26 protein-coding genes are annotated in these 26028 nt (G+C 68.6%); 7 read left to right on the forward strand and 19 right to left on the reverse strand.

Annotation, left to right across the window (positions count from 1 at the left end; genetic code table 11):
* Positions 1 to 423: 423 nt before the first annotated feature.
* Complete coding sequence (locus O5O54_RS13690) at positions 424 to 1173, forward strand: Crp/Fnr family transcriptional regulator (protein WP_279482359.1); 750 nt, start codon at positions 424 to 426, stop codon at positions 1171 to 1173.
* Here the strand turns inward: O5O54_RS13690 and cydC are convergent.
* The gene (gene cydC, locus O5O54_RS13695; protein ID WP_279482360.1) at positions 1161 to 2822 is read right to left on the reverse strand and encodes a thiol reductant ABC exporter subunit CydC; all 1662 of its coding nucleotides are present in this window, start codon (positions 2820 to 2822) and stop codon (positions 1161 to 1163) included. The genes O5O54_RS13690 and cydC overlap by 13 nt on opposite strands.
* On the reverse strand, positions 2819 to 4519 hold the full coding sequence (gene cydD, locus O5O54_RS13700) for a thiol reductant ABC exporter subunit CydD (RefSeq protein ID WP_279482361.1): 1701 nt from the start codon (positions 4517 to 4519) through the stop codon (positions 2819 to 2821). The genes cydC and cydD overlap by 4 nt, the downstream gene beginning before the upstream one ends.
* A 193-nt stretch (positions 4520 to 4712) precedes the next feature.
* Between cydD and O5O54_RS13705 the strand changes: the two genes are divergently transcribed.
* The 4 genes from O5O54_RS13705 to hemN are packed head-to-tail and all read left to right on the forward strand — an operon-like array spanning position 4713 to position 8958.
* Entirely contained in the window at positions 4713 to 6296 is a 1584-nt protein-coding gene (locus tag O5O54_RS13705) for a cytochrome ubiquinol oxidase subunit I (protein ID WP_279482508.1), read from the forward strand.
* A gap of 26 nt (positions 6297 to 6322) precedes the next feature.
* A complete protein-coding gene (gene cydB, locus O5O54_RS13710; protein ID WP_279482362.1) occupies positions 6323 to 7471 on the forward strand; it encodes a cytochrome d ubiquinol oxidase subunit II in 1149 nt (382 codons plus the stop codon).
* A gap of 12 nt (positions 7472 to 7483) precedes the next feature.
* Entirely contained in the window at positions 7484 to 7636 is a 153-nt protein-coding gene (gene cydX, locus O5O54_RS13715) for a cytochrome bd-I oxidase subunit CydX (RefSeq protein WP_279482363.1), read from the forward strand.
* Complete coding sequence (gene hemN / locus O5O54_RS13720; RefSeq protein WP_279482364.1) at positions 7633 to 8958, forward strand: oxygen-independent coproporphyrinogen III oxidase; 1326 nt, start codon at positions 7633 to 7635, stop codon at positions 8956 to 8958. Before cydX ends, hemN begins: the two co-directional genes overlap by 4 nt.
* Positions 8959 to 9361: 403 nt before the next feature.
* On the opposite strand, the gene O5O54_RS13725 is transcribed toward hemN, so the two are convergent.
* The 6 genes from O5O54_RS13725 to O5O54_RS13750 form a co-directional block, all read right to left on the reverse strand.
* Positions 9362 to 10132 carry an IclR family transcriptional regulator gene (locus O5O54_RS13725; RefSeq protein ID WP_279482365.1) on the reverse strand — a complete coding sequence of 257 codons (771 nt, stop codon included), beginning with the start codon at positions 10130 to 10132 and terminating at the stop codon, positions 9362 to 9364.
* 29 nt (positions 10133 to 10161) lie between these two features.
* The gene (locus O5O54_RS13730) at positions 10162 to 10545 is read right to left on the reverse strand and encodes a RidA family protein (protein ID WP_055887409.1); all 384 of its coding nucleotides are present in this window, start codon (positions 10543 to 10545) and stop codon (positions 10162 to 10164) included.
* A gap of 18 nt (positions 10546 to 10563) precedes the next feature.
* Positions 10564 to 11334 (reverse strand): amino acid ABC transporter ATP-binding protein, encoded by a 771-nt coding sequence (locus tag O5O54_RS13735; protein ID WP_279482366.1) that lies wholly within the window; start codon positions 11332 to 11334, stop codon positions 10564 to 10566.
* 11 nt (positions 11335 to 11345) lie between these two features.
* Positions 11346 to 12008, reverse strand: coding sequence for an amino acid ABC transporter permease (locus O5O54_RS13740; protein ID WP_279482367.1), 663 nt, complete (start codon positions 12006 to 12008; stop codon positions 11346 to 11348).
* Between the two features lie 5 nt (positions 12009 to 12013).
* Positions 12014 to 12676 carry an amino acid ABC transporter permease gene (locus O5O54_RS13745; protein ID WP_279482368.1) on the reverse strand — a complete coding sequence of 221 codons (663 nt, stop codon included), beginning with the start codon at positions 12674 to 12676 and terminating at the stop codon, positions 12014 to 12016.
* A 72-nt stretch (positions 12677 to 12748) separates the two neighbouring features.
* Positions 12749 to 13585: a transporter substrate-binding domain-containing protein gene (locus O5O54_RS13750; protein ID WP_407061711.1), complete on the reverse strand. Its 837-nt coding sequence runs from the start codon at positions 13583 to 13585 to the stop codon at positions 12749 to 12751.
* 109 nt (positions 13586 to 13694) lie between these two features.
* Here O5O54_RS13750 and O5O54_RS13755 point away from each other — a divergent pair, with 109 nt between their 5' ends.
* Positions 13695 to 14756, forward strand: a complete 1062-nt coding sequence (locus tag O5O54_RS13755; protein ID WP_279482370.1) for an alanine racemase — start codon at positions 13695 to 13697, stop codon at positions 14754 to 14756.
* Between the two features lie 200 nt (positions 14757 to 14956).
* Here the strand turns inward: O5O54_RS13755 and O5O54_RS13760 are convergent, their stop codons facing one another.
* Together O5O54_RS13760 and O5O54_RS13765 are read right to left on the reverse strand one after the other, a co-directional pair.
* Positions 14957 to 15739, reverse strand: a complete 783-nt coding sequence (locus O5O54_RS13760) for an SDR family oxidoreductase (RefSeq protein WP_279482371.1) — start codon at positions 15737 to 15739, stop codon at positions 14957 to 14959.
* Positions 15736 to 16068: a nuclear transport factor 2 family protein gene (locus O5O54_RS13765; protein WP_279482372.1), complete on the reverse strand. Its 333-nt coding sequence runs from the start codon at positions 16066 to 16068 to the stop codon at positions 15736 to 15738. Before O5O54_RS13765 ends, O5O54_RS13760 begins: the two co-directional genes overlap by 4 nt.
* Positions 16069 to 16166: 98 nt before the next feature.
* Here O5O54_RS13765 and O5O54_RS13770 point away from each other — a divergent pair, with 98 nt between their 5' ends.
* Complete coding sequence (locus O5O54_RS13770; RefSeq protein WP_279482509.1) at positions 16167 to 17078, forward strand: LysR family transcriptional regulator; 912 nt, start codon at positions 16167 to 16169, stop codon at positions 17076 to 17078.
* A gap of 237 nt (positions 17079 to 17315) precedes the next feature.
* Here the strand turns inward: O5O54_RS13770 and O5O54_RS13775 are convergent, their stop codons facing one another.
* From O5O54_RS13775 to O5O54_RS13815, 9 genes are all read right to left on the reverse strand, one after another.
* On the reverse strand, positions 17316 to 18050 hold the full coding sequence (locus O5O54_RS13775; RefSeq protein WP_279482373.1) for an ABC transporter ATP-binding protein: 735 nt from the start codon (positions 18048 to 18050) through the stop codon (positions 17316 to 17318).
* Positions 18043 to 18795: an ABC transporter ATP-binding protein gene (locus O5O54_RS13780; RefSeq protein WP_279482374.1), complete on the reverse strand. Its 753-nt coding sequence runs from the start codon at positions 18793 to 18795 to the stop codon at positions 18043 to 18045. Before O5O54_RS13780 ends, O5O54_RS13775 begins: the two co-directional genes overlap by 8 nt.
* Positions 18792 to 19841: a branched-chain amino acid ABC transporter permease gene (locus O5O54_RS13785; protein WP_279482375.1), complete on the reverse strand. Its 1050-nt coding sequence runs from the start codon at positions 19839 to 19841 to the stop codon at positions 18792 to 18794. The genes O5O54_RS13780 and O5O54_RS13785 overlap by 4 nt, the downstream gene beginning before the upstream one ends.
* Positions 19838 to 20698: a branched-chain amino acid ABC transporter permease gene (locus O5O54_RS13790; RefSeq protein WP_279482376.1), complete on the reverse strand. Its 861-nt coding sequence runs from the start codon at positions 20696 to 20698 to the stop codon at positions 19838 to 19840. The genes O5O54_RS13785 and O5O54_RS13790 overlap by 4 nt, the downstream gene beginning before the upstream one ends.
* A 67-nt stretch (positions 20699 to 20765) precedes the next feature.
* On the reverse strand, positions 20766 to 21947 hold the full coding sequence (locus O5O54_RS13795; protein WP_279482377.1) for an ABC transporter substrate-binding protein: 1182 nt from the start codon (positions 21945 to 21947) through the stop codon (positions 20766 to 20768).
* A gap of 98 nt (positions 21948 to 22045) precedes the next feature.
* Positions 22046 to 22807 carry a GntR family transcriptional regulator gene (locus tag O5O54_RS13800; protein WP_279482378.1) on the reverse strand — a complete coding sequence of 254 codons (762 nt, stop codon included), beginning with the start codon at positions 22805 to 22807 and terminating at the stop codon, positions 22046 to 22048.
* Positions 22804 to 23781, reverse strand: coding sequence for a PDR/VanB family oxidoreductase (locus O5O54_RS13805; protein WP_279482379.1), 978 nt, complete (start codon positions 23779 to 23781; stop codon positions 22804 to 22806). Before O5O54_RS13805 ends, O5O54_RS13800 begins: the two co-directional genes overlap by 4 nt.
* 15 nt (positions 23782 to 23796) lie before the next feature.
* Positions 23797 to 24870, reverse strand: a complete 1074-nt coding sequence (locus O5O54_RS13810; RefSeq protein WP_279482380.1) for an aromatic ring-hydroxylating dioxygenase subunit alpha — start codon at positions 24868 to 24870, stop codon at positions 23797 to 23799.
* 163 nt (positions 24871 to 25033) lie between these two features.
* Positions 25034 to 26026, reverse strand: a complete 993-nt coding sequence (locus O5O54_RS13815; protein WP_279482381.1) for an alpha/beta hydrolase — start codon at positions 26024 to 26026, stop codon at positions 25034 to 25036.
* Positions 26027 to 26028 lie beyond the last annotated feature (2 nt).

Here is a 26028-nt window from a genome sequence, read left to right on the forward strand (position 1 = left end):
TCTCGACCGGTTTTCCGACCGGATGTGGCCCAAGGAGACGGCGCCCGGCGAGCTTGAGGCTTCCTCTGGAGATCGCGCGCAGCCCGACTTGGATCGGTGACCCTCAATCGGGCGGCATGAACCGGAGGCGGACAGTCGGTTTTCTGCGTTGCCTGACCGAAGGCCGACGGCCCGCATTCCACCCGACCGAGCCGATCGGCGGCGAGAAGGCGGACGCCTATGAGCCGTCGGACTGGTCTCGACCCTTCACGACCGTTGGCACCTCGCAGGCCGCGTCTTGATGGCAGACATGATTCTCGTGATGAACGCGCGATCGCCTCGGAAAGGAAGCGTGGCAGGCTCCTACGGCATGCCGGCCGAGATACGCATCCGGGGTAGGCGTCATCTTGTGCGGATGGTGCGACTAGGGCCATATCCTCCGTCATGGGACAGGTTCTCAACAACGCCATCAGACGGGAAGCACATCGCCAGCCCTGCGGCGCGTGCGCGCAGTGCGACGTGCGCACCATGGCGGTCTGCGCAGCTCTGGACGACGACGAGGTCGGGGCGCTGGAGCGCATCATGACCTCCCGGCGGCTGGACCCGAACGAGACCCTCGTCGAGGAGGGCGCGCCGAGGGTGCGCGTCTTCACGCTGACCTCCGGCATGCTGCGGCTCTCCGTCGCCCTGCCCGACGGGCGTCGCCAGATCACCGGCTTCCTGATGCCAGGCGACTATCTCGGCCTTGCCGACGACGAGGTCCATTCCGCCAGCGCCGACGCCGTCGAGCCCTCGACACTGTGCGCCTTTCCGATCCGGCAGATGGACGCCTTGACCGGGCGCTACCCCAAGCTCCAGGACCGGCTGCATCGCTTCACGCGCGCAGCGCTGCGGCAGGCGCGCGAACACCAGCTCATTCTCGGCCGCCTCGCGCCGGTCGAGAAGCTGGCGAGCTTCCTCGTGCTACTCTCTGCGCGGGCGGTCGAGCACCGGCTCGCCCCGAGCCCCGTCCGCCTGCCGATGGGACGCGGCGACATCGCCGACTATCTCGGCCTGACGGTCGAGACGGTGAGCCGATCCTTCACCAAGCTGCGGAACCAGGGCCTCATCGCCATGCCGGATCCGCACGCGATCGAGATCATCGACGCCCGCGCCCTGAAGGCCGTGGCGGGACTGCCCGATCACGGGTCCTGAACCAGTCCGCCGTTCACCAGCCGGAACGTTCGATGGAAGGCGCCCGCCGGAAACTCCGCATGGGTCGCGAGGACCACCGTGCGGCCGGCGCAGGTTTGCGCGATCTCGCCGAGAAAGGCCGCCTCCGTCTCGCGGTCCAGGCCGCTCGTCGGCTCGTCCAGGACGAGGATCTCGGCCGAGGATAAGAGGATCCGTGCCAGGCAAAGGCGCCGCGCCTCGCCGGCCGAAAGCGTGCGGCCGGCTTCGCCCAGCGGGGTGTCGAGCCCGAGCGGCATCGAACGCACGAGCGGCGCCAGCCGCACCCGCTCCAGCGTGGTCCAGAGGTCGTCGTCCGAAGCCTCGGGGCGGCCGAGGAGAAGGTTGCCGCGCACCGTGTCGAGGAAGACCGGCGTGGACTGCTCGAGGAAGGCGACACGCGAGCGCAGGGCGGCCAGGTCGCACCGGCGCACGTCGACGCCCGCCACGAGAACGCGTCCGCCCTGCGGGTCCGACAGCCGCATGAAGAGGTGGAGGAGGGCGGACTTGCCCGAGCCGCTCGGACCCCGGATCGCGACGTGCTCGCCGGTCCCGACCGTCAGGCAGACATCGCGCAGGACCGGCCGGGCGGGATCGAAGCCGAAGGTCACCCGTTCGCAGACGAGCGATCCGCCCTCCGGCAGGCAGGATGGCACGGCCGGCTCCATGATCGCGGGCGGGCGGGCGGCGAGATCGCGCAGGCGCCGGGCCGCCCCTTGCGCTTCTCCGAGGCGAGCGGTGCCCCGGAGGATGAGCGCGCTCCCTTCGAAGCTGCCGAGTACGGCAAGGACCAGCCCGACGAGCAGCGGACCGCCGATCGCGCCCCTTTCCACCGCCGCAATGCCGACGATGAGCACGCCGAGGACCGTCGCTCCGGCGCAAAGCTGGACGGCGGCCGACCCGATGGCCGCCCGTCGGCTCTGCCGCCTGCGCAAGGCACCGAGGCGGCCGGCGTGGGCGGCGAAGTCGCTGGCCGCCTCTTCGACGCGGCCGAATGAAACGAGGTCAGCATGGCCGTCCATGTCGTCGAGCGCGGTGGCGCGCAGCTCGGCGGAAGCCACGCGGATCGCCGCGCCGCCGCGCCGCCCGGCAAGCGCCAGCCCAAGCGGTGCGAGGACGCCCGCCCCGAGCCAACCGGCAGCAAAGATCGGCGCAGCCTCTGGCAGGAGGTGGAGGGCCGCCACGAAGAGCATGGCGCCGACCGCGAGGTTCGCGAGGAGCGGCCCCACCGCGAGGAGGAACACGGTGTCGAGCGCGTCGACGTCGGCGGTGAGCCGCGAGACGAGATCGCCGCGCCGCACGGCGGGGTCCGCGGGCGAGATGCGCGGCAGCATCCGGTGGAAGGTCCAGGCCCGGATCGTGCCGAGGGTGCGCAGGGTCGCGTCGTGGCCGGCGAGCTTCTCGCCGTACCGTGCACCGATCCGCAGGAAGGATAGGCCCCGCACCGCCGCCGAGGGGCCGAAGAGGTTGAAGGCGGCGCCGAGCGTCGTCAGGCTGGCGGCGGTGAGGAACCAGCCGGAGACCCCGAGAAGCAGGATGCCGGCGCCGATCCCGACGATGGACAGGATGAGCGCGAGGACGAAGCCGCGGGCGTGGGGCGCGAAGAGCGGGCGAAAGACCAGAAGCGCGCTCATGCGGCCGCCTCCAGGTCGATGCGCGGTTTGGGCACCCGAACGAGGCGCCCGCCCTGGAAGCGCAGCGACGCGCCGAGCGCCCCGGCGACGCGGGCCGAATGGGTGGCGACGAGGAGCGTCCGTCCCTTGCCGAACTCGAGGAGGCCGCCCAGGACCTCGGCTTCCGTAAGCGGATCGAGATGGGCCGTCGGCTCGTCGAGGAGGATCAGCGAGGGGTCGCGCAGGTAGAGCCGGGCCAGCGCCACGCGATGGCGCTCGCCGCCCGACAGCCCGAGCCCGTTCTCGCCGACGGGCGTGTCGAGGCCGAGCGGCAGCCCTCGCGCGAAGCCGTCGACGCAGGCCCGGGCCGCAGCCGCCTCGACCTCGGCGTCGGTCGCTCCTGCTTGACCAAAGCGTATGTTGTCGCGGATCGTGCCGGCGAAGAGATGCGGGCGCTGGGGCAGGAAGGCGAGGCGCTCGCGCAAGGTCGCCTCACCGATCTCCGGCAACGGGACCCCGCCGAGGAGGACGGTGCCCTCGCCGGCCCGAAGTCCCGCCAGCCGTTCCAGGAGCGTGGACTTGCCGATGCCGCTCGGGCCTTCCAGCGCGACATGGACGCCGGCTGCGACGGACAGGTCGATCCCCCGAAGAATTTTCCGCGTACCGTCCGGGGTCGCAACGACCAGCCCGCCGGCGGCAAGACCAAGCGGGCCTTCGGGAAGCTGCGCCGTCGAAGCCGCCGCGACTGTCTCCGACCTGACGTCGGGCAGCGTGCCGAGCAGCTTGGAGAGTTCGGCCACCGCCGCCTTGGCGCCCGCGCGGTCGTGGTAATGGGCCGCCATGGTGCGCAGCGGCTGATACACGTCGGGGGCCATCAGGAGGCAGAACAAGCCGGCCTGGAGGGTCAAGCCATGGGCGTTGAGACCGACGAGGCCGAGATAGGTGAGCCCGACATAGAGCGCGACGCCCGCGACGCCGAGCGCGGCGAAGAATTCCAGCACGGCCGACGAGAGAAAGGCGATGCGCAGGACGCGCAGCGTGCGACGGCGCAGCTCGTCCGTCGCACGCTCGGTGCTGGCGGCTTCCGCCTCGCCACGCCCGAGAAGGGCCAGCGTCGTCAGCCCCCGCAGGCGGTCGGCGAAGTGGCCGGACAGCCGCGCGAGGGCGTCGGCCTGCGCTTCCGCCGCGCCTTTCGCGCCCCAGCCGGCCAGCACCATGAAGAGCGGGATCAACGGTGCGGTGAGAAGGAAGAGCAGTCCGACGACCCAGTCGACCGGCATGACCGCGGCGGCGAAGGCGAGCGGCAGCACGGCGGCGCCGACCGTTGCGGGGAGGAAGCGCAGGAAGTAGCCGTCGAGCGCCTCGACGTGGTCGACCAGCGCGGTGCCGAGCGCGCCGGACGGGCGCCCGGCCGTCCAGTCCGGACGCTCCGCGAGAAGCGCGAGGAACAGGACGCGGCGCAACTCGAGCTTGATCCGCTCGACACCCGCCGCCGCGCCCATCTCTCCGGCGAGACCGACAAGGACGCGAAGTGCAAGAACCGCGCTGAGGATGAGGAAATCGGCTCGGAGGTCCATGACCGGCGTGCCCTCGCCGATCGCCCCGCCGAGAATACGCGACAGGAAGAACACCTGCGCGACGAGCGCCACGCCCGATAGGAGAGGCGCCGCCAGCCCAAGCACCAAGGGCCAGCCACCGAGCCGCCGAAGCTCCGACATCCAACGCGCCTGCGCCCGCTCTCCGGTTGAGTCCATCGCCATTGCCACCCGTCATCGTGACCGATGAGCACGGCTTAGAGGGGGCGCTCGGGGAGTGCCTTGATCCAAATCAAGGCGCCCAGCGAGGCACGGCCCTAGAGGATTCGGGACGGCCGGCGGGGTGTCGGCTTCAATTCCTGGGTGAACCCTCATGATCGACATGACGGTCGTCGAGCTGTCGCGGCTCCAGTTCGCGGCGACGGCGATGTACCACTTCCTCTTCGTGCCGCTGACGCTCGGCCTGTCCTTCATGATGGCCATCATGGAGAGCGTCTACGTGATGACGGGCCGCGAGGTCTGGCGGCGCATGACGCTTTACTGGGGCACGCTCTTCGGCATCAACTTCGCCATGGGCGTCGCCACCGGCATCGTCATGGAGTTCCAGTTCGGCATGAACTGGAGCTACTACTCCCACTATGTCGGCGACGTGTTCGGCGCGCCGCTGGCGATCGAGGGCCTGATGGCCTTCTTCCTCGAGGCTACCTTCATCGGCCTCTTCTTCTTCGGCTGGGACCGCCTGTCGAAGGTCGGCCATCTCGTCGTCACCTGGCTGGTCGCGCTCGGCGCCAACTTCTCGGCGCTGTGGATCCTGATCGCCAACGGCTGGATGCAGAACCCGGTCGGCGCGACCTTCAACCCCGACACGATGCGCATGGAGATCACCGACTTCATGGCGGTGGTCTTCAACCCGGTGGCGCAGGCGAAGTTCGTCCATACGGTCTCGGCCGGCTACGTGACGGGCGCAATGTTCGTGCTCTCGATCAGCGCCTGGTTCCTCCTTCGGGGAAGGCACGTCGACCTCGCCAAGCGCTCGATCGCCGTCGCGGCGTCCTTCGGCCTCGCCTCGTCCCTGTCGGTCGTGGTGCTCGGCGACGAGAGCGGCTACGCGGCCACCGAGCACCAGAAGATGAAGATCGCGGCGATGGAGGCCATGTGGCACACCGAGCCCGCGCCCGCCGGCTTTAACCTCTTCGCGGTGCCGGGCGACAAGGAGAACTCCTTCGAGGTTCAGATCCCCTACGCGCTCGGCCTGATGGCGACGCGCTCGCTGTCCGGCGAGATCCCCGGAATCCTCGACCTCATCGAGAGTGCCGGCCAGCGCATCAGGAACGGCATCGTGGCCTACGAGGCGCTCCAGCGCATACGCGCCGACGGCGCGGACACGGCCGCACGCGAAACCTTCTCGGCCGGTTGGCGCGACCTCGGCTACGCCCTCCTCCTCAAGCGCTACCGCGACGACGTGGAGAACGCGACGCAGGAAGAGATCACGCAGGCCGCCTTCGACACGGTGCCGGGCGTCGCGCCGCTCTTCTGGAGCTTCCGCCTGATGGTCGCCTGCGGGCTCTATCTCATCGTCTTCTTCGCAGTGGCCTTCGTCCTCGCCTCGCGTCACCGCATCGGCAAGAACCGCACGCTCCTCTGGATCGCACTTCTGTCGCTGCCGACGCCCTGGATCGCGATCGAAGCGGGCTGGTTCATCGCCGAATACGGGCGCCAGCCCTGGGCGGTGGAAGGCGTGCTGCCGACCTTCTACGCGGCATCCGGTCTCAGCCTCACCGACCTTGCGATCAGCCTCGCCTTCTTCCTGACGGTCTATACGACGCTCGCCGTGGTGATGGTGTTCCTGATGCTGAAGGTGATCAAGGCCGGCCCTTCGAAGACCAACGCGCTCCTCGACGGCATCGGCGGCTCGCGGACGATCCCCGAAGGCGCGGCCGCCGCGCCCGAGACGCGCTGACCTCTTTCCCCAAGGCAACAACGGACATGACCCACATTCCCCTCGACTACGAGACGATGCGTCTCGTCTGGTGGGCGCTGCTCGGCATCCTCCTGATCGGCTTCGCGATCATGGACGGCTACGACCTCGGCGTCGGCACGCTCCTGCCCTTCGTGGCCCGGACCGACGAGGAGCGGCGCATCCTCATCAACCTCGTCGGCCCGACCTGGGAAGGAAACCAGGTCTGGCTGATCCTCGGCGGCGGGGCGATCTTCGCCGCCTGGCCGGCACTCTACGCCGCGAGCTTCTCCGGCTTCTACCTTGCGATGATCGCAATCTTGGCTGCGCTGATCCTGCGCCCCGTCGGGTTCAAGTTCCGGGGCAAGGTCAAGGATCCGCGCTGGCGCGAGACCTGGGACTGGGCGCTCTTCGTCGGCGGCTTCGTGCCGGCGCTGATCGCTGGGGTCGCTGTCGGCAACGTCCTTCTGGGCGTGCCCTTCGGCCTCGACGCGACGCTGCGCCCATCCTACTCGGGGAATTTCTTCGGCCTCCTCTCGCCCTTCGCGCTTCTGGCAGGCCTCGTGAGCGTCGGCATGTGCGTGGCGCAGGGTGCGGGGGTGATCGCGGCGCGATGCGATGGTCCGGTGGCGGCACGAGCCCGGCGCTACGGCGCTACGGCGGCGCTGCTGACGGCTGCGCTCTTCGCGCTCGGCGGCCTTTGGGTCGCCTTCGGTCTCGAAGGCTACGTCGTCACCTCCGTCCAGGACGTGGCCGCCCCGTCCAACCCGCTGGCGAAGACCGTGGCGCGCGAGGCGGGTGCCTGGGTCGCCAACTACGGCCGGCACCCCTGGATGCTGATCGCCCCGGCGCTTGGCCTTTCGGGAAGCCTTGCCGGCTTCGTCGGCCTTCGGCTCGGGCTGAAGGTGCCGACGATCCTCGCGACCAGCGCGGCCATCTTCGGCATCATCTCGACGGCGGGCCTGTCGCTGTTCCCGTTCCTCCTGCCGTCGTCCTCGGCGCCGGACGCCAGCCTCACCGTCTGGGACGCCTCGTCCAGCCACCTGACGCTCTTCGTCATGCTGATCGCGACCGCGGTCTTCCTGCCCCTGATCCTTCTCTACACGACCTGGGTCTACCGCGTGATGCGCGGACCGGTGACCGGCGCCTCCATCGGCCGCAACCCCAACGCTTACTAAGGAGATCCGCTCGTGTGGTACTTCAGTTGGATCCTCGGCGTCGGCCTCGCCTGCGCCTTCGCCATCCTCAACGCGATGTGGTTCGAGATACGTGAGGACCGGCGGCTGTCGGCGCTGGCCGGCGACCCCGCAGGGCGCCCCGGCGCGGGAGATCCCGCCCGATGACCCTTGCCCGGCATCTCGCGGCGGCCCGCGTGCCCCGCTACACCTCCTACCCGACGGCAGCGGACTTCACTTCCGCCGTCGGGCCCGAGCAGGCGGCGCGCTGGCTCGGGGAGATCGAAAGCGACGAGCCGATCTCTGTCTATCTGCACGTCCCCTACTGCCGGGACATCTGCCACTACTGCGGCTGCCATGCGAAGGCAGCGCGCCGGGAAAGCGTTGTGGACGCCTTCCGGACAGCGCTCCTGGCCGAGATCGCGCTCGTGGCGCGCCATGCCAAGGCTCCCGTCCGCATCGGCAGGATCGCTTGGGGCGGCGGCACGCCGTCGATCCTCGGTCTCGGTGGCCTGGCCTCGATCCTCTCGCGGCTTCGCGAGTCCTTCGACATGCGTCTCCTCGCCGAGCATGCGATCGAGCTCGACCCGCGAACCGTCGATCCCGGCCTCGCCGTGGGCCTCGCGGCGCTCGGAGTGACGCGCGCGAGCCTCGGCGTGCAGGACCTCGATCCCCAGGTGCAGGAGGCGATCGGACGCTTCCAGCCGCAACCCCAAGTCCGGCGGGCAGTCGATGCCCTGCGCGCGGCCGGGATCGGGCGACTGAACTTCGACCTCGTCTACGGCCTGCCGCATCAGACGGAGGCGAGCCTGCGGCGCACACTGGACGCGGTGGTCGACCTCGCACCCTCTCGCATCGCCTTCTACGGCTACGCCCACCTGCCGGCGCGCCGGGCCAACCAGCGCCTCATCGACGAAGAGGCCCTGCCCGGCCCGCAGGCCCGTCTCCGCCAAGCAGCGCTGATCGGCGACACCCTTGAGACCGCGGGGTTCGAGCGGATCGGCATCGACCACTTCGCGAGGCCCGACGACCCGCTTGCCGTCGCCGCGCGGCAGGGACGCCTCCGTCGCAACTTCCAGGGATACACGGACGATCCCCACGACGTCCTCATCGGTTTCGGCCCGTCCGCCATCTCGAAGCTGCCCGGGGGCTTCGCGCAGAATGCGAGCGATATCGGGCATTGGCGTGCCGAGGTGACCGCCGGCAAGCTCGCGACGCGTCGAGGTCATGGCTTCACGGGTGACGATCGGATCCGGGCACGCCTCATCGAGAGCCTTATGTGCATCTTTTTGACGGAGCTGGGGGAAGCGGATCTTCGCATTGCCGACGAATTGGCTTTGCTCAGGCCCTTCGTAATGGAGGGTCTGATCGAACTGGAGCGCGGGCAGTTGCGCCTAACGGAGAACGGCCGTCCCTTCGTGCGTCTTGTCGCTGCGGCGTTCGATCGCTTTCGTACGGAAGCGGACCAAACCTTCAGCGAAGCGGTCTGATCGAGCGCGGGCGACAATCAACGACCAAGGACACGAAAGAGGCGATCCAGCCTCTCCTAGTTGAAGTTACGTCCGCTTCAGGCCTGCGATCCCTGAGGTTGGATCCCCTACCTCGATGTTTGGTCCCGGAGTTTGATGGTGTGGATCACAGGTGAACCGGGAGGGCTCTTCCGTCCAGGCTTTGCAGATGGCCTCGTACGGAGTGAGGCCGCGTAGGGCCGGCGCCGCCAGCCCTCGGTTCAAGGTCCGTTCGACGCCCGCACGGCGTCCAGGAATGCCGTAAGCGCGGCGCTCGGGTGGGTGGGGGCTGGCATGCGAGAGCCGTCTGGCGGCGCCTGTGGCGCGCGGCCCTCCGCCATGCCCTTTCGTCTCTCGCCGAAACAGAGCCCATGACGCCGAGGTTTCAGGCGAAGGAGGGCTCGAGCGCCGCTGCGGCCGCTGCGAGCTTGGCCAGATAGTCCGCGTGGTTGCGAAGGGCGTCGGCCTTGGGCGCGACGAGGCAGAGCGTGGCCGCCGCCGTGCCGTCCGGCCGGGTGACGGGCACCGCGAAGCAGTGCGTGTAGCTGTCCACGATGGAATCGAAGGTGAAATGCCCGTCCGCGACGGCCTTGCGGGCCTGCCTTGCGAACTCCTGGGGCGGGAGCCACTCGCCGGAAGGAAGCTGGAAATCCTCGGCGGGCACGAAGGCGCGGATGTCGTCCTCGTCGAGATGGCCGAGCAGCAGGCGGCCGGAGGCGGTCCAGGGAATGGGGGTGCGCTCGCCGACGCTGGACGAGATGCGAAAGGGCCGCGAGCCCTCGCGCATCATGGCGACCGTGTACTTGTTGCCGTCGAGCAGACAGAACTGCGCCGTCTCCTGCGTCTCGGTCGCGAGCCGGTCGAGGACCGCCGAGACGCGGCTCGGCAGATCGGAATGGTGGCCGTAGGCCTGGCCGTAAAGGAACAGGCGCCGGCCGAGGAAGACGCGCCCCTCGCCGTCGGCCGCCTCGAGGACGTCGAGCTTCACGAGGGCGGCGACGATCTCATAGATGGTCGATCGCGGCGCGCCCATCGCGGCCGCGATCTCATTGGGGCGAAGCGGACGGCCCGCCTCGCGCAATGCGTCGAGGATGTCGAAGGCCCGGTCGAGCCCACGGGCCCGCCGGTTGACGGTCTCCTCCACGCGCAAATCCATCCCCGTGTCTCCGATGCCCGATCCGGCGGTTATTTCCGCTTGAAGGCCACGCAGTCAATCTCGACCTTGCAGTCGACCATCATGGAGGACTGCACGCAGGCGCGGGCCGGCGGGGTTGCGCCGAAATACTCGGCATAGACGCCGTTGAAGCTCCAGAAGTCTCTGGGGTCGTCGAGCCAGACGCCGACGCGCACGACGTCCTCCAGGCCGTAGCCGGCCTCGGTGAGAATGGCGATGACGTTCTCCATGGTCTTCTTCGTCTGCTGGACGATGCCGCCCGGCACGATCTCGCCGTTCTCCATGGCCACCTGGCCGGAGACGTAGAGCCAGCCGTCGGCCTCGACCGCGCGGGCGAAGGGCAGCGGCTTGCCGCCGGCGCCGGTCTCGCCGGCACCATAGCGCTTGAGGGTCATGCGTCTTGTCCTGTTCTGTCAGTTGAAGCGGGAGGATTGGAGAAAGGCGGCGAGGCGCTCGGTCTTCGGGGCGGCGAACATCTCCCGCGGATTGCCCTCCTCGCCGATGCGGCCGCCGTTCATGAAGATGACGCGGCTCGAGACTTCGTAGGCGAAGCGCATCTCGTGGGTGACGAGAAGCATGGTCATGCCGTCCTCGGCGAGCGAGCGCACGACCTGCAGCACCTCCGCGACGAGCTCGGGATCGAGCGCGGAGGTCACCTCGTCGAAGAGCATCAGGCGCGGACTCATGGCGATGGCGCGGGCGATCGCCACGCGCTGCTGCTGGCCACCGGAAAGCTTGGACGGATAGTGGTCCTTGCGTGACAGAAGGCCGACGCGGTCGAGCCAGGTCTCGCCGAGCGCCCTCGCCTCCTCGCGGCCCATCCGGCGAACGAGGGTCAGGCCGAGCGTGACGTTTTCGAGCGCCGTCATGTGCGGAAACAGGTTGAACTGCTGGAAGGCCATGCCGGTCAGCGCGCGCTGACGGGCGATCTCCTTCTCGCTCTTGCGCCGGCGCTGGCCGCCCGACGAGGTGAAGCCGATCTCCTCGCCGTCGATCCGGATCGAGCCCCCCTCGAACTCCTCCAGCATGTTGACGCAGCGCAGCATCGTGGTCTTGCCGGAGCCGGACGAGCCGATGATCGAGATCACCTCGCCCGCCTTGACGTCGCAGTCGACGCCCTTCAGCACCTCGACCGGACCGTAGCTCTTGCGCAGGTCCCGGATTTCCAGAAGGTTCGCGGTCATGGAAGCGCCTTTCACGCGAGGCTCACGCGGCGCTCGACGGCGCGGCCGAGACGCTCGATGGCGAAGTTGACGAGGAAGTAGAGAAGGCCGGCGAGCAGGTAGAATTCGAGGCTGTGGAAGGCGCGGCTGATGACCTCCTGCGTACGCAGCAGAAGCTCGGCGACGCCGATCACCGACAGAAGCGTCGAGGCCTTCACCATCTCGGCCGCCGTGTTGACGAGCGGCGGCAGGGCGAGCCGCAGCGCCTGGGGGCCGAGGACATGGCGGAAGGTCTGACCGAAGGTGAGGCCGATGGCCTTGGCGGCCTCCGTCTGCCCCTTGTGCAGGGTCTGCAGAGCGCCCCGCGTGATCTCGCCGACATGCGAGGCGCAGAACAGCGTCAACGCAAGGACGCCGGCCTGGAAGGCGGAAAGGTCGAGCCCGACCGTGCCGAGGATGTAGAAGCTCGCGAGCACGAGGACGAGCACCGGCGTGCCGCGGATCACGTCGGTATAGACACGGGCCAGGCCCCGCACGACGCGGTTGCCGTAGGTCAGCGCCAGGCCGAGCAAGGTGCCCAGCACCGTACCGCCGAGAATGGCGAGAAGGGAGATCGCGACCGTGGTGCCGAGACCGTAGAGAAGCGGCCAGCGGGCGAGCCAGACGATTTCGGGGAAGGACAGGGGAGCGTTCATGGGCCCTACCTCGAAACGGCGAGCCGCGTCTCGACGCGGCGCAGGAGGGCGGCGAGGATCGAGCATGTCGCGATGTAGAGACCGCTCGCCACGATCCAGGTCTCGATCACGCGGAAGGTCTCGACATTGATCTTGCGCGCCTCGAATGTGAGTTCGGGCACGGCGATGGCGGCAGCGAGCGAGGTGTCCTTGAAGAGGCCGATGAAGGTCGAGCCCAAGGCCGGGAGGACGGCGCGGAACATGACGGGCAGGACGATGCGGCGGCGGATCTGCCCGTCCGTCAGCCCGATGGCGAGGCCCGCCTCGCGAAGGCCCTTCGGCACCCCGAGGAGACCGCCCCGGAATACCTCGGCGAGATAGGCCGCCGAGTAGAGGGCCAGTGCCAGCACGAACGAATTTCCCTTCGAGAGCCGCAACCCGAGCTGAGGCAGCGCGAAGAAGGAGAAGAGCACGATCACGAGGAGCGGCAGGTTGCGGAACAGCGTGACATAGGCGCCGGCCGGCAGGGACAGGAGCCGCGAGCGGCTGATCCGCCCGAAGGCGAGCACCAGCCCGAGCGCGCAGCCGATGCCGATCGCGACGACGGCCAGCACGAGGCTGAGACCGAGCCCCCAGAGGAGATCGTCGAAGTTCCGCCAGACGGCGTCGAAGTTGAGGGTGTATCCCATCGGGACCGCTCGCTTGGGCGCGGGGGATCGGGGCGATCCGGGCGCCATGGCCCGGATCGCCGGCACAGGTCGTTACTTGAACTCGACGGGGAAGCCGATCGCCGGGGGCGGAAGGTCCTTGCCGAACCACTTCTTGAACGAGGCGGCGTAGGTGTCGAACTCGACGCCCGTCATCGCCTCGTGGAGGGCGGTGTTGACGAAGTTCAGCCAGTCCTGGTCGCCCTTGGCGACGGCGCAGGCATAGGTCTGCGGGCTCCAGCCGTAGCCGGCGTCCTTGTACTGGCCGGGGTTCTGCGTGACGTACCAGGCGATGGACGACTGGTCGGTCGCGGCGGCGTCCGCGCGGCCCGACTGCAGCGCCTGATAGAGAAGATCCTGCGCTTCGTACTGGTCGACGCTCGCCTCGGGCAGCGCCTTGTGGACGAGTTCCTCGGCATAGACGTTCTGCAGGACCGCGATGGTCACGGACGAGCCCGCCGCCTTCAGCGCATCGTAGTCGGCATACTGGCCGCCCTCCTTCAGCATCAGGCCGACGCCCTCGCGATAGTAGGGGATGGTGAAGTTGACCTGCTGGGCGCGCTCGCCGGTCACGGTCATGAACTGGCAGGTCATATCGACCTTGCCGGTGGTGATGTTGGGGATGCGCGCATCCGACGACTGGTTGACGAACTCGACCTTCTCGGCGTCGCCGAAGAGCGCCTTCGCCACGATCTTGGCCATGTCGACGTCGAAGCCCTGCAGCGTGTCCGACGCGTCCTTGAAATGCCAGGGGGCGTTGGTCGAACCGGTGCCGACGACGAGCTTGCCGCGGGCCAGAACGTCGTCGAGTTTCGCCGCCTGGGCCCCGGCGGGAACAAGGGCGACGGACGCGGTCGCCATGAGCCCCAGCAGTACTGCCTTCACATCCATTGCCATGCTCTCCATCCGTATGTCCGTTATAATAGACATTTGACCGCAACAGCGGATTGCCTTATCAGTGGACATGCCTTGATCTTTGTCAACCGGCTTGTGGGAGCGAATGGTGGGACATGAACCGGAGACCCCGGCGGTGGTGGTCGATCTCGCCGTTGCGCTGCGCAACATCGCCCGGGCGCAGGATCACCTGAGAGCGCAGAACCTGGCCGTGCGCCCCCATATCAAGACCCACAAGCTGGCGAAGCTGGCGGAGGCGCAGATCGCCGCCGGCGCCGTCGGCATCACTTGCCAGAAGATCGGGGAGATCGAGGCGCTGCTCGACGAGGCACCGTCCATCGCCGATGTCCTCCTCACCTATCCGATCCTCGGGACAGCGAAACTCGCGCGGCTGAAGGCGCTGGCAAAGCGCGTCCGCCTGTCCACCGTGGCCGACAGTCCCGAGGTGGTGGTCGGCCTGTCGTCGGCCTTCGCGAAGGAGGCGCAGCCCCTGCACGTTCTGGTCGAATGCGACACGGGCGGACGCCGCTGCGGCGTCCAGTCACCCGAGGACGCAGCGGCTCTCGCCCGGCAGATCGCGGAAGCGCCGGGCCTCGTCTTCGGCGGGCTGATGACCTATCCCGCCGCCGGCGGCCAGGCGGCGGCAACCGCATTCCTCACGGCGGCGAAGGCAGCCATAGAGGGGCAAGGGCTGGAGGTGCCCGTCGTCTCCTCGGGTGGAACGCCCGATCTCTGGCAGACGCGGGCCGACGGCGTGGTGACCGAATACCGGCCGGGCACCTATGTCTACAACGACCGCTCGCTGCTCGCACGCGGCGCCGCCTCGCAGGCCGATTGCGGCCTGCGCGTCGTGGCGACCGTCGTCTCCAAACCGACGCCGGAGCGCGCCGTGATCGACGCGGGAACCAAGGTCCTGACCTCGGATCTCCTCGGCCTCGTCGGTCATGGCTTGGTCTGCGGGCTGCCGGACGTGACGATCGACCAGCTTTCGGAGGAACACGGGCGACTGACCAGCGCCAGCCCGATCCCGCTTTCGGTCGGCGACCGCGTCGAGATCATCCCCAACCATGCCTGTGTCGTCACCAACATGGTGGACGCCGTCCATGTCCGCATGCCGGATGGAACAATCGAGCTCTGGCCGGTCACAGCACGTGGACGCGTGACCTGAAGGTCGCGACGAGCCGTCCGAAGCCATTCGGGAATGCTCCGGCCGGATGCCGTGAATCGCCGGGTCACCGCCGGAGCGTCTTTCGATGCTCGGTGGGCGGAAGGCGCGGGGCGAAGGGAAGGAGGCGAGAGCCGTCGATGCGTCCATGGCGGACCGCCGTCCGGACCGCCGTCATGTGATTCGGACGGGCGACGCCATGCTTAAACCGTTCTGATCGTCCCGCCATCGATGACGAATTCGGCACCGTGGATGGCTGCGGCTCGGTCGGAGGCGAGGTAGGCGATGAGGTCGGCCACCTCTTCGGGTTCGGCTCCACGCCCGATCGAAATGCCGCCCAGGGCATCGAGCACCGATCGACGCGCGTCCTCGATCGTGCCGCCGTTGGCGGCTCGAAGCATCTCAAGGAAGTCCCCGGTGGCTTCCGTCATGATCCAGCCGGGCGAGACGGAATTGACGCGCACGCCCTTGGGGCCGACTTCCTTCGAGATCGACTTGCTGTAGGTCCGCAACGCGGCCTTTGCGGCGGCATAGCCTGTCGTCGACTCCGGCAGCGGCAGGACGGACTGGATCGAGGTGACGTGCACCACGGCACCCTTGCCTTGCTCCAGCATCTGCGGGATCAGAAGCCGATCGAGCCGGACGCTCGCCAGGAGGTTGAGGTTCAGTTCGGCAAGCCAGTGGTCGTCCGTCAGTGCCGCAAAACCGCCTGCCGGCGATGCCGAACCGCCGATGACATGGGCCAGGATGTCGATGCCGCCCAGCCGCTCGACGGCTGCCTTGCCCAGTGCTTCGCTGCCCGCCGCAGTGGTCAGGTCGGCCTGGACGTATTCGACGCCCTCCATCGGGTCCTTGATCGTGCGGGCGGCCGTGACGACGCGGGCCCCGCCGGCAAGGAAGCGTACGACGGTTGCGCGGCCCAGACCTTTGGTGCCGCCGCTGACCAACACCCGCTTGCCGGCGAACTCGCCTGGATCCGCCTTCATGCCGACACCGTGGTTTCGAGGGTCTTGATGGCGTCGTCCGCCATCGTGAACCGATAGGTGAAGCGAAGCGGGCTGCCCGGAAAGTCGCCCTCGGTCGGACCTTCGAGCACGATGCGGCCGTCGTCGTCTCGGACAGCGTCGGGGTAGAAAATCGCTTTCTCCCCAACGGCTTCGTCGAGCAGCTTGCGAATTGCACCCACACCCTCATGGCGCTTGCCGTTGTCGATGAGGACGGCGTCGCGCAGGAAGTGCTTCATCATGCCATCGACGTCGAGACGCTTGTTGGCCTCGATGTAGTCGGCGATCGTCTTGGGCAGGTTCGGTGACATCGGTCGTCTCCCGTGTTGGTGATAGGCTCAACTTAGCGTTGGACTTTCCACCCGATAATCGAGACAATCCGGGATATCGTGTCATGGAATCCGAGATAATGACGCGCCATTCGCTGATCGAGCTCGAGGCGGTGCTCGCCATCGTGCGGTGCGGGTCGTTTCGAGCCGCGGCGCTTGAACTCGGCATGTCGGCCACGGCCATCAGCAACGCGGTGGGCAAGCTCGAACGGGAACTCGACGTGCGGCTGTTCAATCGAACCACACGCAGCGTCTCGCTGACTTACGCGGGGCGGATCTTCGTCGCGCAGATCAAGCCGGCATTGGAAGGCATCCAGAAGGCGATGAACACGGCGCGCTCCCAGCAGGAGACGCCGTCCGGCACACTGCGGATCAATGCGTTCGCCACCGCAGCGCGCGAGATCATGGCACCGCTGGTCCTCGCCTATCTCCAGCGCTATCCGCAGGTCCATATCGACATCGTCACCGAGGGACGGCTCATCGACGTCGTGGCGGCCGGCTTCGATCTGGCGGTGCGCAGCGCGGATCTCGTGCCCGGCGACGCGATCGCGATACCGCTGGCGCAGTCGCGGCGCATGGCGGTTGCCGCAACGCCCGCCTTCTTCGACAACAGGCCGATCCCGGAAAGACCGCAGGACCTGCTCGCCTACCCTTGCGTCCGCGGGCGACTTCCCGATGGCACGCTGCTGCGGTGGCGCTTCGCGAAGGGCGGCGTAGAACTGCATCTGGACGTTGACGGACCGATCACGCTCGACGAAGCATCCCTGGCGCGGATCGCGGTCATGAACGGCCTCGGGATCGGCTATTTCATGGAGGCCGACGTCCGCGACGACATCGCCACCGGTCGGCTCATCCGCATTCTCGAGGACTGGACGCCGCCCCTCGCACCGCTCTGCCTCTACTACTACAACCGCCGCAATTCGTCCGCCGCCTTCCAGGCCTTCATCGCACTCGCACGCGACTTTGCCGCCGGACGGCTCACACAGCCCTGACGCTGCGTCGCGTCGTCAGCAAGGGCAACTGCATACGGCTTGGCTCACGGATGCCACCTGATGATGGGAGCGGAAAGGCCATTCGCTGCTGCTGCCCTTCCACGGGCCGGACCGACAGCGATCAACCCCTTCCACTCGTCGGTCGGTTTTCCTGTCTTCCCGAAGCCGGATACCCCTGACGGGTCTGCATCGGTTCGACGGAAACGCCCATTTCCCTGAAAGCGAGATCGCTGTTCCTCAGACAGCCACCCCTGCCGCCGGCCGCGCTCCGGCGCCGACGCCGAGGTGGCGTTCGAGAATGGCGGGGTCGGCGAGGAACCCCGCGCCCGTGCCCCGCTCCACCACCTGACCGCGATCGAGGACGATCGCCTGGTCGGCGAGCTTCAGGATCTTCTTCGCCTTCTGCTCCACGATGACGGCCGACAGGCCCTCCCCCTTCACGATGCGCGAAAGGGCTCGCAGAAGCTCCTCCGCGACGACGGGGGCGAGCCCTTCCAGCGGCTCGTCGAGGAGCAGGAGCTTCGGGTTGAGGACGAGGGCGCGGGCGACGGCCAGCATCTGCTGCTCGCCGCCCGACAGCTGGTTGCCGAGATTGGCGCGGCGCTCGCGAAGGCGCGGGAACATGGCGAAGGCCCGCTCGACATCCCACGGTCCGGGCCGTGCGACGGCGGTGAGGTTCTCCTCCACCGTGAGGGAGCGGAAGATGTTGCGCTCCTGCGGCACCCAGCCGATGCCGAGCGCGGCGCGCGCTTCGGGCGAGCGGCGCGTCACGTCCTCGCCGCGAAAGCGCAAATGGCCGCCCTGGTGCGTGGTGACGCCGACGATCGAGTTGATCAGCGTCGTCTTGCCCGTGCCGTTGCGGCCGAGAAGCGCCAGCGTCTCGCCTTCCTTCAGGACGAAGGATACGCCGCCGAGCACCCGCGCCTCGCCGTAGCCGGCCTCCAGCCGCTCGACGGTCAAGAGCTCAGTCATCCCCGTCCTCCCCGAGATAGGCCGTTCGCACGCGCGGATCGGCTGCGATCTCCGCCACCGTCCCTTCCGTCAGGAGGGCGCCCGAGACGAGAACCGAGATGCGGTCGGCGAAGGCGAAGACGAGGTCCATGTCGTGCTCGATCAGGAGGATCGTCACGTCCGCCGGCAGCGCCTTCACGATGCCGAGGATCTCGTGCCGCTCCTCCTCCGGTACGCCCGCCGCCGGCTCGTCGAGCAGGAGCACGCGCGGCTTCAAGGCGACGGCGGTCGCGATCTCCAGAAGGCGCTGCTTGCCGTAGGCGAGGTCGCCCGTCCGCTCGTTGCAGACGTCGGCGAGAAGGAACCGCCCGATGATCTCGCTGGCCTCGCGCACGGTGGCCCGGTGCGAGGCGAGCGGCGCCCACCAGCGCCCGCCGCCGCGCTCGCGTTCCGAGATCGCGAGGCAGATCGTCTCCAGCGGCGTCAGGTCGGCAAAGAGCTGGTTGATCTGGAACGTGCGCGCCAGACCCCGGCGCACCCGCCCGTCCTGCTTGAGATGGGTGATGTCCTCCCCCTCCAGCCGGATCGTGCCGGAACTGACCGACAGAACGCCCGTCAGGAGGTTGATCAGCGTCGTCTTGCCCGCGCCGTTCGGCCCGATCAGCGCATGCCGCGCACCCTTTGCGAGCGACAGCGAAACCCTGTTCGTCGCCACGAGGCCGCCGAAGCGCTTCTCGATGGCGCTCGTCTCGAGTACCGCGCTCATGCCGCCCTCCCCTTGAGGCGATGGCGCAGGGCCGAGAGGAGCCGGCGCGGCGCCCCGGTCAGCCGCTCGCGGCCGACGAGGACGATGGCGACGAGGATGAAGCCGATCCAGAACTGCCAGTATTGCGCCGTGATGCCCGACAACCATTCCTGCAGCACGCGGAAGATCACCGCGCCGATGATGCCGCCGTAGAGATAGCCCACCCCGCCGAGGACGAGGACGAGCAGCGCGTCGGCCGATCGGTGCAGCGCGAGGACGTCGAGCGAGACGAACTGCGTGGTCTGGGCGAGAAGCGCGCCCGCGACGCCCGCATAGGCGGCAGCGATCGTGTAGACCGCGACGAGCCGGCGCTTGGGCGCCATGCCGAGGGCCGCCGCGCGCAACGGGTTGTTGCGGATCGCCTTGAGCGACAGGCCGAAGGGCGAATGGACGATCCGCCGGGCCAGGACGAAGAGGCCGAAGAGCACGGCGAGGCTGTAGCCGTAAGCGACCTGCCCCCAGAGGTCGAACTCGAAGAGCCCGAGGATCGGCAGCATGGTGATGCCGAGGAGCCCGTCCGCCCCGCCGGTCAGCCCCGCGAAGCGGTTGGCCGCCTCGAACAGCATGAGCGCGAGGCCGAGCGTGATCATCAGGCGCGTGAGGTCGGAGCCGCGCAGCACCAAGAAGCTCGTGACGAAGCCGAGGAGCCCCGACGCCGCGCCCGCGACGAGAAGCCCCGTGACGGGCTCGCCGTAGATGTCGCGGGCGAACAGGCCGGCGGCATAGGCGCCGAAGCCGAAGAAGGCGGCGTGGCCGAGCGACACGATGCCGGCATATCCGAGGATGAGGTCGAGCGAGAGCGCGAAGAGCGCCAGGATCGCGATCTCGTTCAGAAGGAGGAGATGGTCGGGCAGGAGGAAGAGGCTGGCGAGCGCGGCCAGCCAGAAGCCGAACTCCGTCAGCCGCCAGCGGGAGCGTCGGCGCAGCGCCTCGGCGCCGGGCGTGCCCGCTTCCGCTGCCCCGATCGGTCCTGCGGGCGCGGCCAGATGGTCCACCGAGGCGCTCATCGGCCGGCCTCCCGGGTCAGAAGCCCGTGCGGGCGCAGGAGGAGGATGGCGACCGTCACGGCATAGATCGTGAAGGCGCCGAACTCGGGCATGTAATATTTGCCGGCGACGTCGGCGATGCCGAGGATCAGGGCGGCGAGGAACGGGCCGGTGATCGAACTCGTGCCGCCGACCGTCACCACGACGAGGAAGTAGATCATGAACTTCAGCGGGAAGGTGGGGTCGAGGCCGAGGATCTCGCCGCCCATCGCGCCGCCGAGCCCGGCTATCCCCGAGCCGACCGCGAAGGTCGTGGAGAAGACGAGCCCGACGGGAATGCCGAGACCGCGCGCCACGCGCCCGTCGTCCACTGCCGCGCGCAGGCGGCTGCCGAAGCGGGTGCGGGTGAGCGCGAGCTGGAGCGCCACGGTCAGCGCGGCGCAGACGAGGATGATGAAGAGACGATAGACGCCGATCTCGGCGCCGAAGACATCGAAGCGCCCGCGCAGGGCGTCCGGCAGGAGGATGATCTGCTGGCGCGAGCCCATGAAGAAGTCGACCGCCGCGATCGACATGAAGACGAGGCCGATCGAGAAGAGCACCTGGTCGAGATGGCTGGCCTCGTAGAGCCGCCGATAGAGCGTGCGCTCCAGGACCGCGCCGATCAGCGCGACACAGACGAAGGCGATCGGCAGGCAGAGAAGGAAGGGCACGCCGAACCGCCCCATCAGGACGACGGTGATGTAGCCGCCCGCCATGGCGAAGGCGCCATGGGCGAGGTTGACGAAGTTCATCAGCCCGAGCGTCACCGCGAGGCCGCAGGCCAGGATGAAGAGCAGCATGCCGTAGGCGATGCCGTCGAAGAGAATGGTCAGCATGGCGCCTCCGCTGCCGGCTCCGTGGAGGGGTCCGGGCGGGCGGACGCGCCGCCCGGACCGGACGGGGTCAGTTGGTCGCGGCCTTCACCGGGTCCTTCACCGCCTCCACCTCGTCGAACTCGACGTTCCAGAGCTGGCCGTCCTGTTCCTTTACCTCGCGGAAGTAGACGTTCTGGACGATGTCGCGCGTCTCGGGATCGATCGAGACCGGGCCGCGCACGCTGGTCCACTGGAGGCCCTTCATCGCCTCGACCATCTCCGCGCCGTCGGTCTCTCCGTCGGTCTTCTTCAGCGCCTCGTAGATGAGGTGCATCCCGTCATAGCCGCCGACGCCCATGAAATTCGGCCGCATCCCGTTGTTGGCGGCCTCGAAGGCCTTCACGAATTCCTTATTCTCGGGGGAATCGTGGGCGGCCGAATAATGGTGCGTGGTGATGGTGCCGAGCGCCGCCTTGCCCATGCCGTTGAGGAGGTCGTCGTCGGTCACGTCGCCGGTCGCGATCAGGCGGATGCCGGCCTCGGCCAGGCCCCGGTCGTCGAACTGCTTCATCAGCGCCGAGCCGACGCCGGACGGCACGAATGAGAAGACGGCATCGGGTTTCGCGTCGCGCACGCGCTGGAGGAAGGGCGCGAAGTCGGGGTTGGCCAGCGGCACGCGGATGGATTCCACGATCTCGCCGCCCGCTTTGGCGAAGGTCTCGGTGAAGGCCTTCTCGGCGTCGAGGCCGGGCGCATAGTCGGCGACCAGCGTCACCACCTTCTTCAGGTCGTTCTTAGCGGCCCAGTCGGCCAGCGGCACCGTCACCTGCGGCAGGGTGAAGGAGGAGCGCACGATGAAGGGCGACTTCTCCGTGATGATCGAGGTGCCCGCCGCCATGACGATCATCGGCACCTTGCCTTGCGTGGCGATCGGCGCGGAGGCCATGGCGAGCGGCGTGTGGCCGAAGCCGGCGATGACGTTGACGCGCTCGCGCGTCACGAGCTCCTGCGCGATGCGGCGCGTCTGCTCGGCGGTCGCCGCGTCGTCGCGCACGATCAGCTCGATCTTCTTGCCGCCCGCCTCGTCGCCATGGGTCGCCATGTAGAGCCGGGCTCCGGCCTCCACCTGCCGCCCGGTCGTGGCGAAGGGTCCCGTCAGGGGCACGATGAGGCCCACCTTCACGCTCTCCTGCGCGACCGCGCTTGGCACGCCCGGCAGGGCGAGCAGGGTGGACAGTGCAAGGGCCTTCAGGATCTGTCGACGCTTCATCTTCGGTTCTCCTCCCGTCGCGGCGCCTTCCGCCGCTTGTGTGTCGTCTTGAGGTCCCGGGCGGAGGCTCCCTCCCCCGCCGAGGACCCGCTTGCGGTTCAGGCCGGCACGCTCGGCCGGATCAGCGAGGCTCCCCGGATCATCTCGAAGGCCGGGCGGCTTTCGAGCGCGAGGCGCAGGTTTCGGATGGCGAGCTTGGCGTGTTCGCGCATCAGGCTTTCGGCCCGCGCGCCCTCGCGCGCCTCGATCGCCTCCACCACGGCGCGGTGCTGCTCCTGCGCGATGGTGAGGATCACGCGCGCCTCGGCGAGCTGCGACTGGGCCATGACGAAGGCGGAGGGCGAGGCGAAGGGGATCGCCGTCGCCCGCTCCATCTGCCGCATCAGGAGGCCGGAATCCGCGAGCCCGTGCAGGAGCGCGTGAAAGCGCGCGTTGAGCGGCACGTAGTCCGAGAAGCCGTCGCCCGGCAGCCGGCCTTCGGCGATCAGGGCGTCGATCTCGCCAAGGCACTTGCGGATCGGGCGAAGCTGCGCGGGCGAGACGCCGCGTTCGGCGGCAAGCCGCGCGCCCATGCCTTCCAGGAGACCCCGGATCTCGATCGCCTCGAAGATCTCCTTCTCCGTGAAGGCGCGCACGGCATAGCCGCCGGACGGGATCGCCTCCAGAAGTCCCTCCTCCTCCAGCCGGATCAGCGCCGCGCGGATCGGCGTGCGCGAGAGGCCGATCCGGTCCACCATGGAAAGCTCGGAAATGCGCTCGCCGGGCGGCAGCTCGCCTTCCAGGATCCACTCGCGGATCGCCAGAAGCGCGCGCACCGTCTGCGACATCGAGCGATCGGTGAACGTCTCGGGCGCCTTCATTCGAAGCGGTCCGGCGTGTCGAGCACGATGTCGCCCTTCACCACGCGCGAGACGCAGGTGCAGAGCTTGGCGTTGCCGGCCTTCTCCTCGTCTGAGAAGAAGACGTCGCGATGATCGACGATGCCCTCGACGGAAACGATGTCGAGGGCGCAGATGCCGCATTCGCCGCGCCGGCAGTCGTGGATCATCTCGACGCCCGCCGATTCCAGCGCCTCCAGCATGGTGCGGTTCGGCGGCACCTCGATCACCCGGCCGAGGCGCGGGATGCGGATGCGGAAGGCCTCCGAGGCATAGGCGCCGCTGTTGCCGAAGGTCTCGAAGCGCAGCGCCTCGCGCGGGCGCCCGCTCGCCTCCCAGGCCCGGCGTGCGGCTTCCAGCATGCCGATCGGCCCGCAGACATAGGCCTCGCCCCCCGGCGCGAGAGCGTCGAAGGCCGCAGCGAAATCGATCCGCTGACCTTCCGCGTCGAGGACGAGCTCCAGTCGGTCGCCGATCGCGTCCCGCAACTCGTCCGCCAGCGCCGCGTCTTCCTTTGAGCGCGCCGCATAGAGGAGCCGGAAATCCGCGCCGCGCGATGCCAGCGCCAGCGCCATGGAATGGATCGGCGTGATGCCGATGCCGCCCGCGAGGAGCAGGTAGGACGGCCGCCCGCGCGACAGCGGAAAGTGGTTGTGCGGGCCGCTGACGAGGAGCGGGTCGCCGGGTGCGAGCGACCACATATGCGCCGAGCCGCCCCGGCTGGTGGGCAAAAGTTTGACCGCGATGCGCCAGACACCGTCCTCGCAGGGGCCGACCACCGAATAGGAGCGCCGGTCGGGCCGCCCGGCGATCTCCAGCGCGAAGCGCAGATGGCTGCCGGGCGTCGGCACCTGGAAGGCGCCCGCCGGCGGCTCGATCTCGATGAGGCGGATGTCGGGCGAAAGATTCCGAACCCCGCGCACCCGCGCCCGCACCCAGTCGTCGATCTCGGCCATCGTCCGCGCCTCCCCCTACTCGGCGGCCTCGGCGGCGACGGACCCGCGGGGCCGCTCGGCCTCCACCATCCGGTCGATCAGCCGGTGCGCCCAGAGGGAGCCCATGTCGATGTTGAGATTATAGAAGGGCATGCGCGGATTGTTCTCGATCGCCGCCTGCTGCGCCTCGAGCACGAAGACGTCCTGATCGTAGAGGCCGGTGCGCTCGGGATTAGCGTGGGCGATGTTGATGCGCTGCGTCAGCGCCTCGTCCTCCGGGGCGAAGCTGCGCACGAAGTTCCAGAAGTAGTGGCAGGAGCCGTCCGTCTCCGGCGTGATGGCGGCGAGGAAGAAGCCGTTGACGCCTTGCGACCGGTCGCCCTCCGGCGCGCCGGTGCCGATGGGCGCGACGCCCACGTCGCCCGCCACGATCGAAGGCGCCTCGAAGTTGATGATCTGCCAGCGGTCGACGAGGCCGGGCTTGCCGAGGTTTCGCGCCCAGAAGGGCGGCGGCTCTATACCCTTCATCCAGCGCGTGACCACCGCCTTGCGGTCGGTATGGGTCACGTCGAAGGGCGTCTGCGTCACATGCTCGTCGCCGATCGAGCCGGCATGCACATAGGTCTCGTGGGTGAGGTCGAGGAGGTTGTCGATGATGAGGCGGTAATTCGCCTTCAAGCCGTAATAGGTGCCGCCCTCGCCAACCCAGTCGGTGCCGTCGTTCCAATGGAAGTCCGGCATCAGGTCGGGGTCGGCGAGCGCCGGGTCGCCGGGCCAGACCCAGAGGAGGCGGTGGCGCTCGACCACCGGATAGCTCTTCACGCGGGCCGAGGGGTTGATCGTGCGCTGCGCCGGCATGTGGGTGCAGCGCCCCGAGCCGTCGAAGGCGAGGCCATGGTAGCCGCAGATCACCGTGTCGCCTTCGAGGCGGCCGAGCGAGAGCGGCAGGAGGCGGTGCCAGCAGGCGTCCTCCAGCGCCGACACGGTGCCGTCGCTCTTGCGGTAGAGCACCATGTCGCGATTGCAGATCTTGCGGGAGGACAGCGTGCGGCCGATCTCGTGAGACCAGGCGGCCGCATACCATGCGTTCACGGGGAACGCCGCGTTCATTCCCATCATCACCTCCCAGTCGATGGAATGCGATCTGTATACATTCTCTACATCAACGTGGCAAGAACCATTCTAAATCTTACCTTTCGGCCGAGCCTTCGGGATTTGTCGAGGGCGCGAATCCTTCCGTTGTATACAGGATGAGAGATTAATCCCCCTTCCCTTACAGTTGGGAGGCGGCGTCCGGCGCACCGTTGCCCTTCGCAACGGGGCCTCCGAGCGCCCCCGCGAACCATCGCGTCACACGCTCGATCAGGGCAGGCTGGTACCAACGTAGGCCGCCATGCGCCGCCCCGTCGACGAGGACGTAGTCGACAGGGTTGCCCCGCGCGCGCAGGGCCTCGAAGAGCTGCCGGCTCTGCACGGGCGAGACCAGCTCGTCGGCGCTCCCGTGCATCAGCAGCATGGGCGGCTTCGGCCCGTCGAGATGGCCCATGGCGCTGGCGGCCAGGGCCTTGGCGGGATCGTGCCCGATGGGGGCGCCGGGGCTGTCCGCGAAGGCCGGACCGTTGACGAGAAGCGCCTCGGTGACGGCCGGCGACGCATGAACCGCCTGGGCGTCCGGCGCGAAGCCCGCGCCGATATTGCGCAGGTCCGAGATGCCGTAGAGCGAGACGGCGGCCTGGATGTCGGAGGGCTGGTCGAGGAAGTCGCCCCTGTCGTGGCCCGTCTCGCCGCCCGTGGTGGCGAGGAGCTGGGCCAGCCAGCCGCCGGCCGAATCGCCCAAGGCGCCGATCCGCCGGGGGTCGATGCCGTAGTCCGCCGCATGGGCCCTGAGATAGCGGACCGCCGCCTTCGCGTCTTCCAGCGGCGCGGGAAAGACGTTCGGCACCACGCGATATTCGGCCGCCGCGACGACGAAGCCCGCCGCGGCGAGGCTCGAGCGCATCTCGTGGAACTTCTCGTAGTCGGTCGTCGTGAAGCCGCCGCCCGGAAAATAGACGATGGCGGGCTTCAGGTCGGGCGTGCGCGGCACCAGCATGGTCATGCGCATCGCACGATTGGCGCGCGTCGTGCGCACCTGCGAATAGACGATGCCACCGATCTGGTCGATCTGCGGCCGGTCTCCCGCAACGCGGATCACCTCCGCGCCCTCGGCATAGCCGGGCAGAGAGGTTTCGGCGGGTGCCGAGGACTGCGGGTTCGAACGGTTCACGA

The organism is Aureimonas sp. SK2 (assembly GCF_029813115.1).
Lineage (GTDB): Bacteria > Pseudomonadota > Alphaproteobacteria > Rhizobiales > Rhizobiaceae > Aureimonas.

Excerpts from the sequence above, each read along its gene's own strand:
- O5O54_RS13690 (WP_279482359.1), top strand. The coding sequence starts at position 424 with ATGGGACAGGTTCTCAACAACGCCATCAGACGGGAAGCACATCGCCAG.
- cydC (WP_279482360.1), bottom strand. The coding sequence starts at position 2,822 with ATGAGCGCGCTTCTGGTCTTTCGCCCGCTCTTCGCGCCCCACGCCCGC.
- cydD (WP_279482361.1), bottom strand. The coding sequence starts at position 4,519 with ATGTCGGAGCTTCGGCGGCTCGGTGGCTGGCCCTTGGTGCTTGGGCTG.
- cydB (WP_279482362.1), top strand. The coding sequence starts at position 6,323 with ATGACCCACATTCCCCTCGACTACGAGACGATGCGTCTCGTCTGGTGG.
- hemN (WP_279482364.1), top strand. The coding sequence starts at position 7,633 with ATGACCCTTGCCCGGCATCTCGCGGCGGCCCGCGTGCCCCGCTACACC.
- O5O54_RS13725 (WP_279482365.1), bottom strand. The coding sequence starts at position 10,132 with ATGGATTTGCGCGTGGAGGAGACCGTCAACCGGCGGGCCCGTGGGCTC.
- O5O54_RS13730 (WP_055887409.1), bottom strand. The coding sequence starts at position 10,545 with ATGACCCTCAAGCGCTATGGTGCCGGCGAGACCGGCGCCGGCGGCAAG.
- O5O54_RS13735 (WP_279482366.1), bottom strand. The coding sequence starts at position 11,334 with ATGACCGCGAACCTTCTGGAAATCCGGGACCTGCGCAAGAGCTACGGT.
- O5O54_RS13740 (WP_279482367.1), bottom strand. The coding sequence starts at position 12,008 with ATGAACGCTCCCCTGTCCTTCCCCGAAATCGTCTGGCTCGCCCGCTGG.
- O5O54_RS13745 (WP_279482368.1), bottom strand. The coding sequence starts at position 12,676 with ATGGGATACACCCTCAACTTCGACGCCGTCTGGCGGAACTTCGACGAT.
- O5O54_RS13750 (WP_407061711.1), bottom strand. The coding sequence starts at position 13,585 with ATGGATGTGAAGGCAGTACTGCTGGGGCTCATGGCGACCGCGTCCGTC.
- O5O54_RS13755 (WP_279482370.1), top strand. The coding sequence starts at position 13,695 with ATGGTGGGACATGAACCGGAGACCCCGGCGGTGGTGGTCGATCTCGCC.
- O5O54_RS13760 (WP_279482371.1), bottom strand. The coding sequence starts at position 15,739 with ATGAAGGCGGATCCAGGCGAGTTCGCCGGCAAGCGGGTGTTGGTCAGC.
- O5O54_RS13765 (WP_279482372.1), bottom strand. The coding sequence starts at position 16,068 with ATGTCACCGAACCTGCCCAAGACGATCGCCGACTACATCGAGGCCAAC.
- O5O54_RS13770 (WP_279482509.1), top strand. The coding sequence starts at position 16,167 with ATGACGCGCCATTCGCTGATCGAGCTCGAGGCGGTGCTCGCCATCGTG.
- O5O54_RS13775 (WP_279482373.1), bottom strand. The coding sequence starts at position 18,050 with ATGACTGAGCTCTTGACCGTCGAGCGGCTGGAGGCCGGCTACGGCGAG.
- O5O54_RS13780 (WP_279482374.1), bottom strand. The coding sequence starts at position 18,795 with ATGAGCGCGGTACTCGAGACGAGCGCCATCGAGAAGCGCTTCGGCGGC.
- O5O54_RS13785 (WP_279482375.1), bottom strand. The coding sequence starts at position 19,841 with ATGAGCGCCTCGGTGGACCATCTGGCCGCGCCCGCAGGACCGATCGGG.
- O5O54_RS13790 (WP_279482376.1), bottom strand. The coding sequence starts at position 20,698 with ATGCTGACCATTCTCTTCGACGGCATCGCCTACGGCATGCTGCTCTTC.
- O5O54_RS13795 (WP_279482377.1), bottom strand. The coding sequence starts at position 21,947 with ATGAAGCGTCGACAGATCCTGAAGGCCCTTGCACTGTCCACCCTGCTC.
- O5O54_RS13800 (WP_279482378.1), bottom strand. The coding sequence starts at position 22,807 with ATGAAGGCGCCCGAGACGTTCACCGATCGCTCGATGTCGCAGACGGTG.
- O5O54_RS13805 (WP_279482379.1), bottom strand. The coding sequence starts at position 23,781 with ATGGCCGAGATCGACGACTGGGTGCGGGCGCGGGTGCGCGGGGTTCGG.
- O5O54_RS13810 (WP_279482380.1), bottom strand. The coding sequence starts at position 24,870 with ATGAACGCGGCGTTCCCCGTGAACGCATGGTATGCGGCCGCCTGGTCT.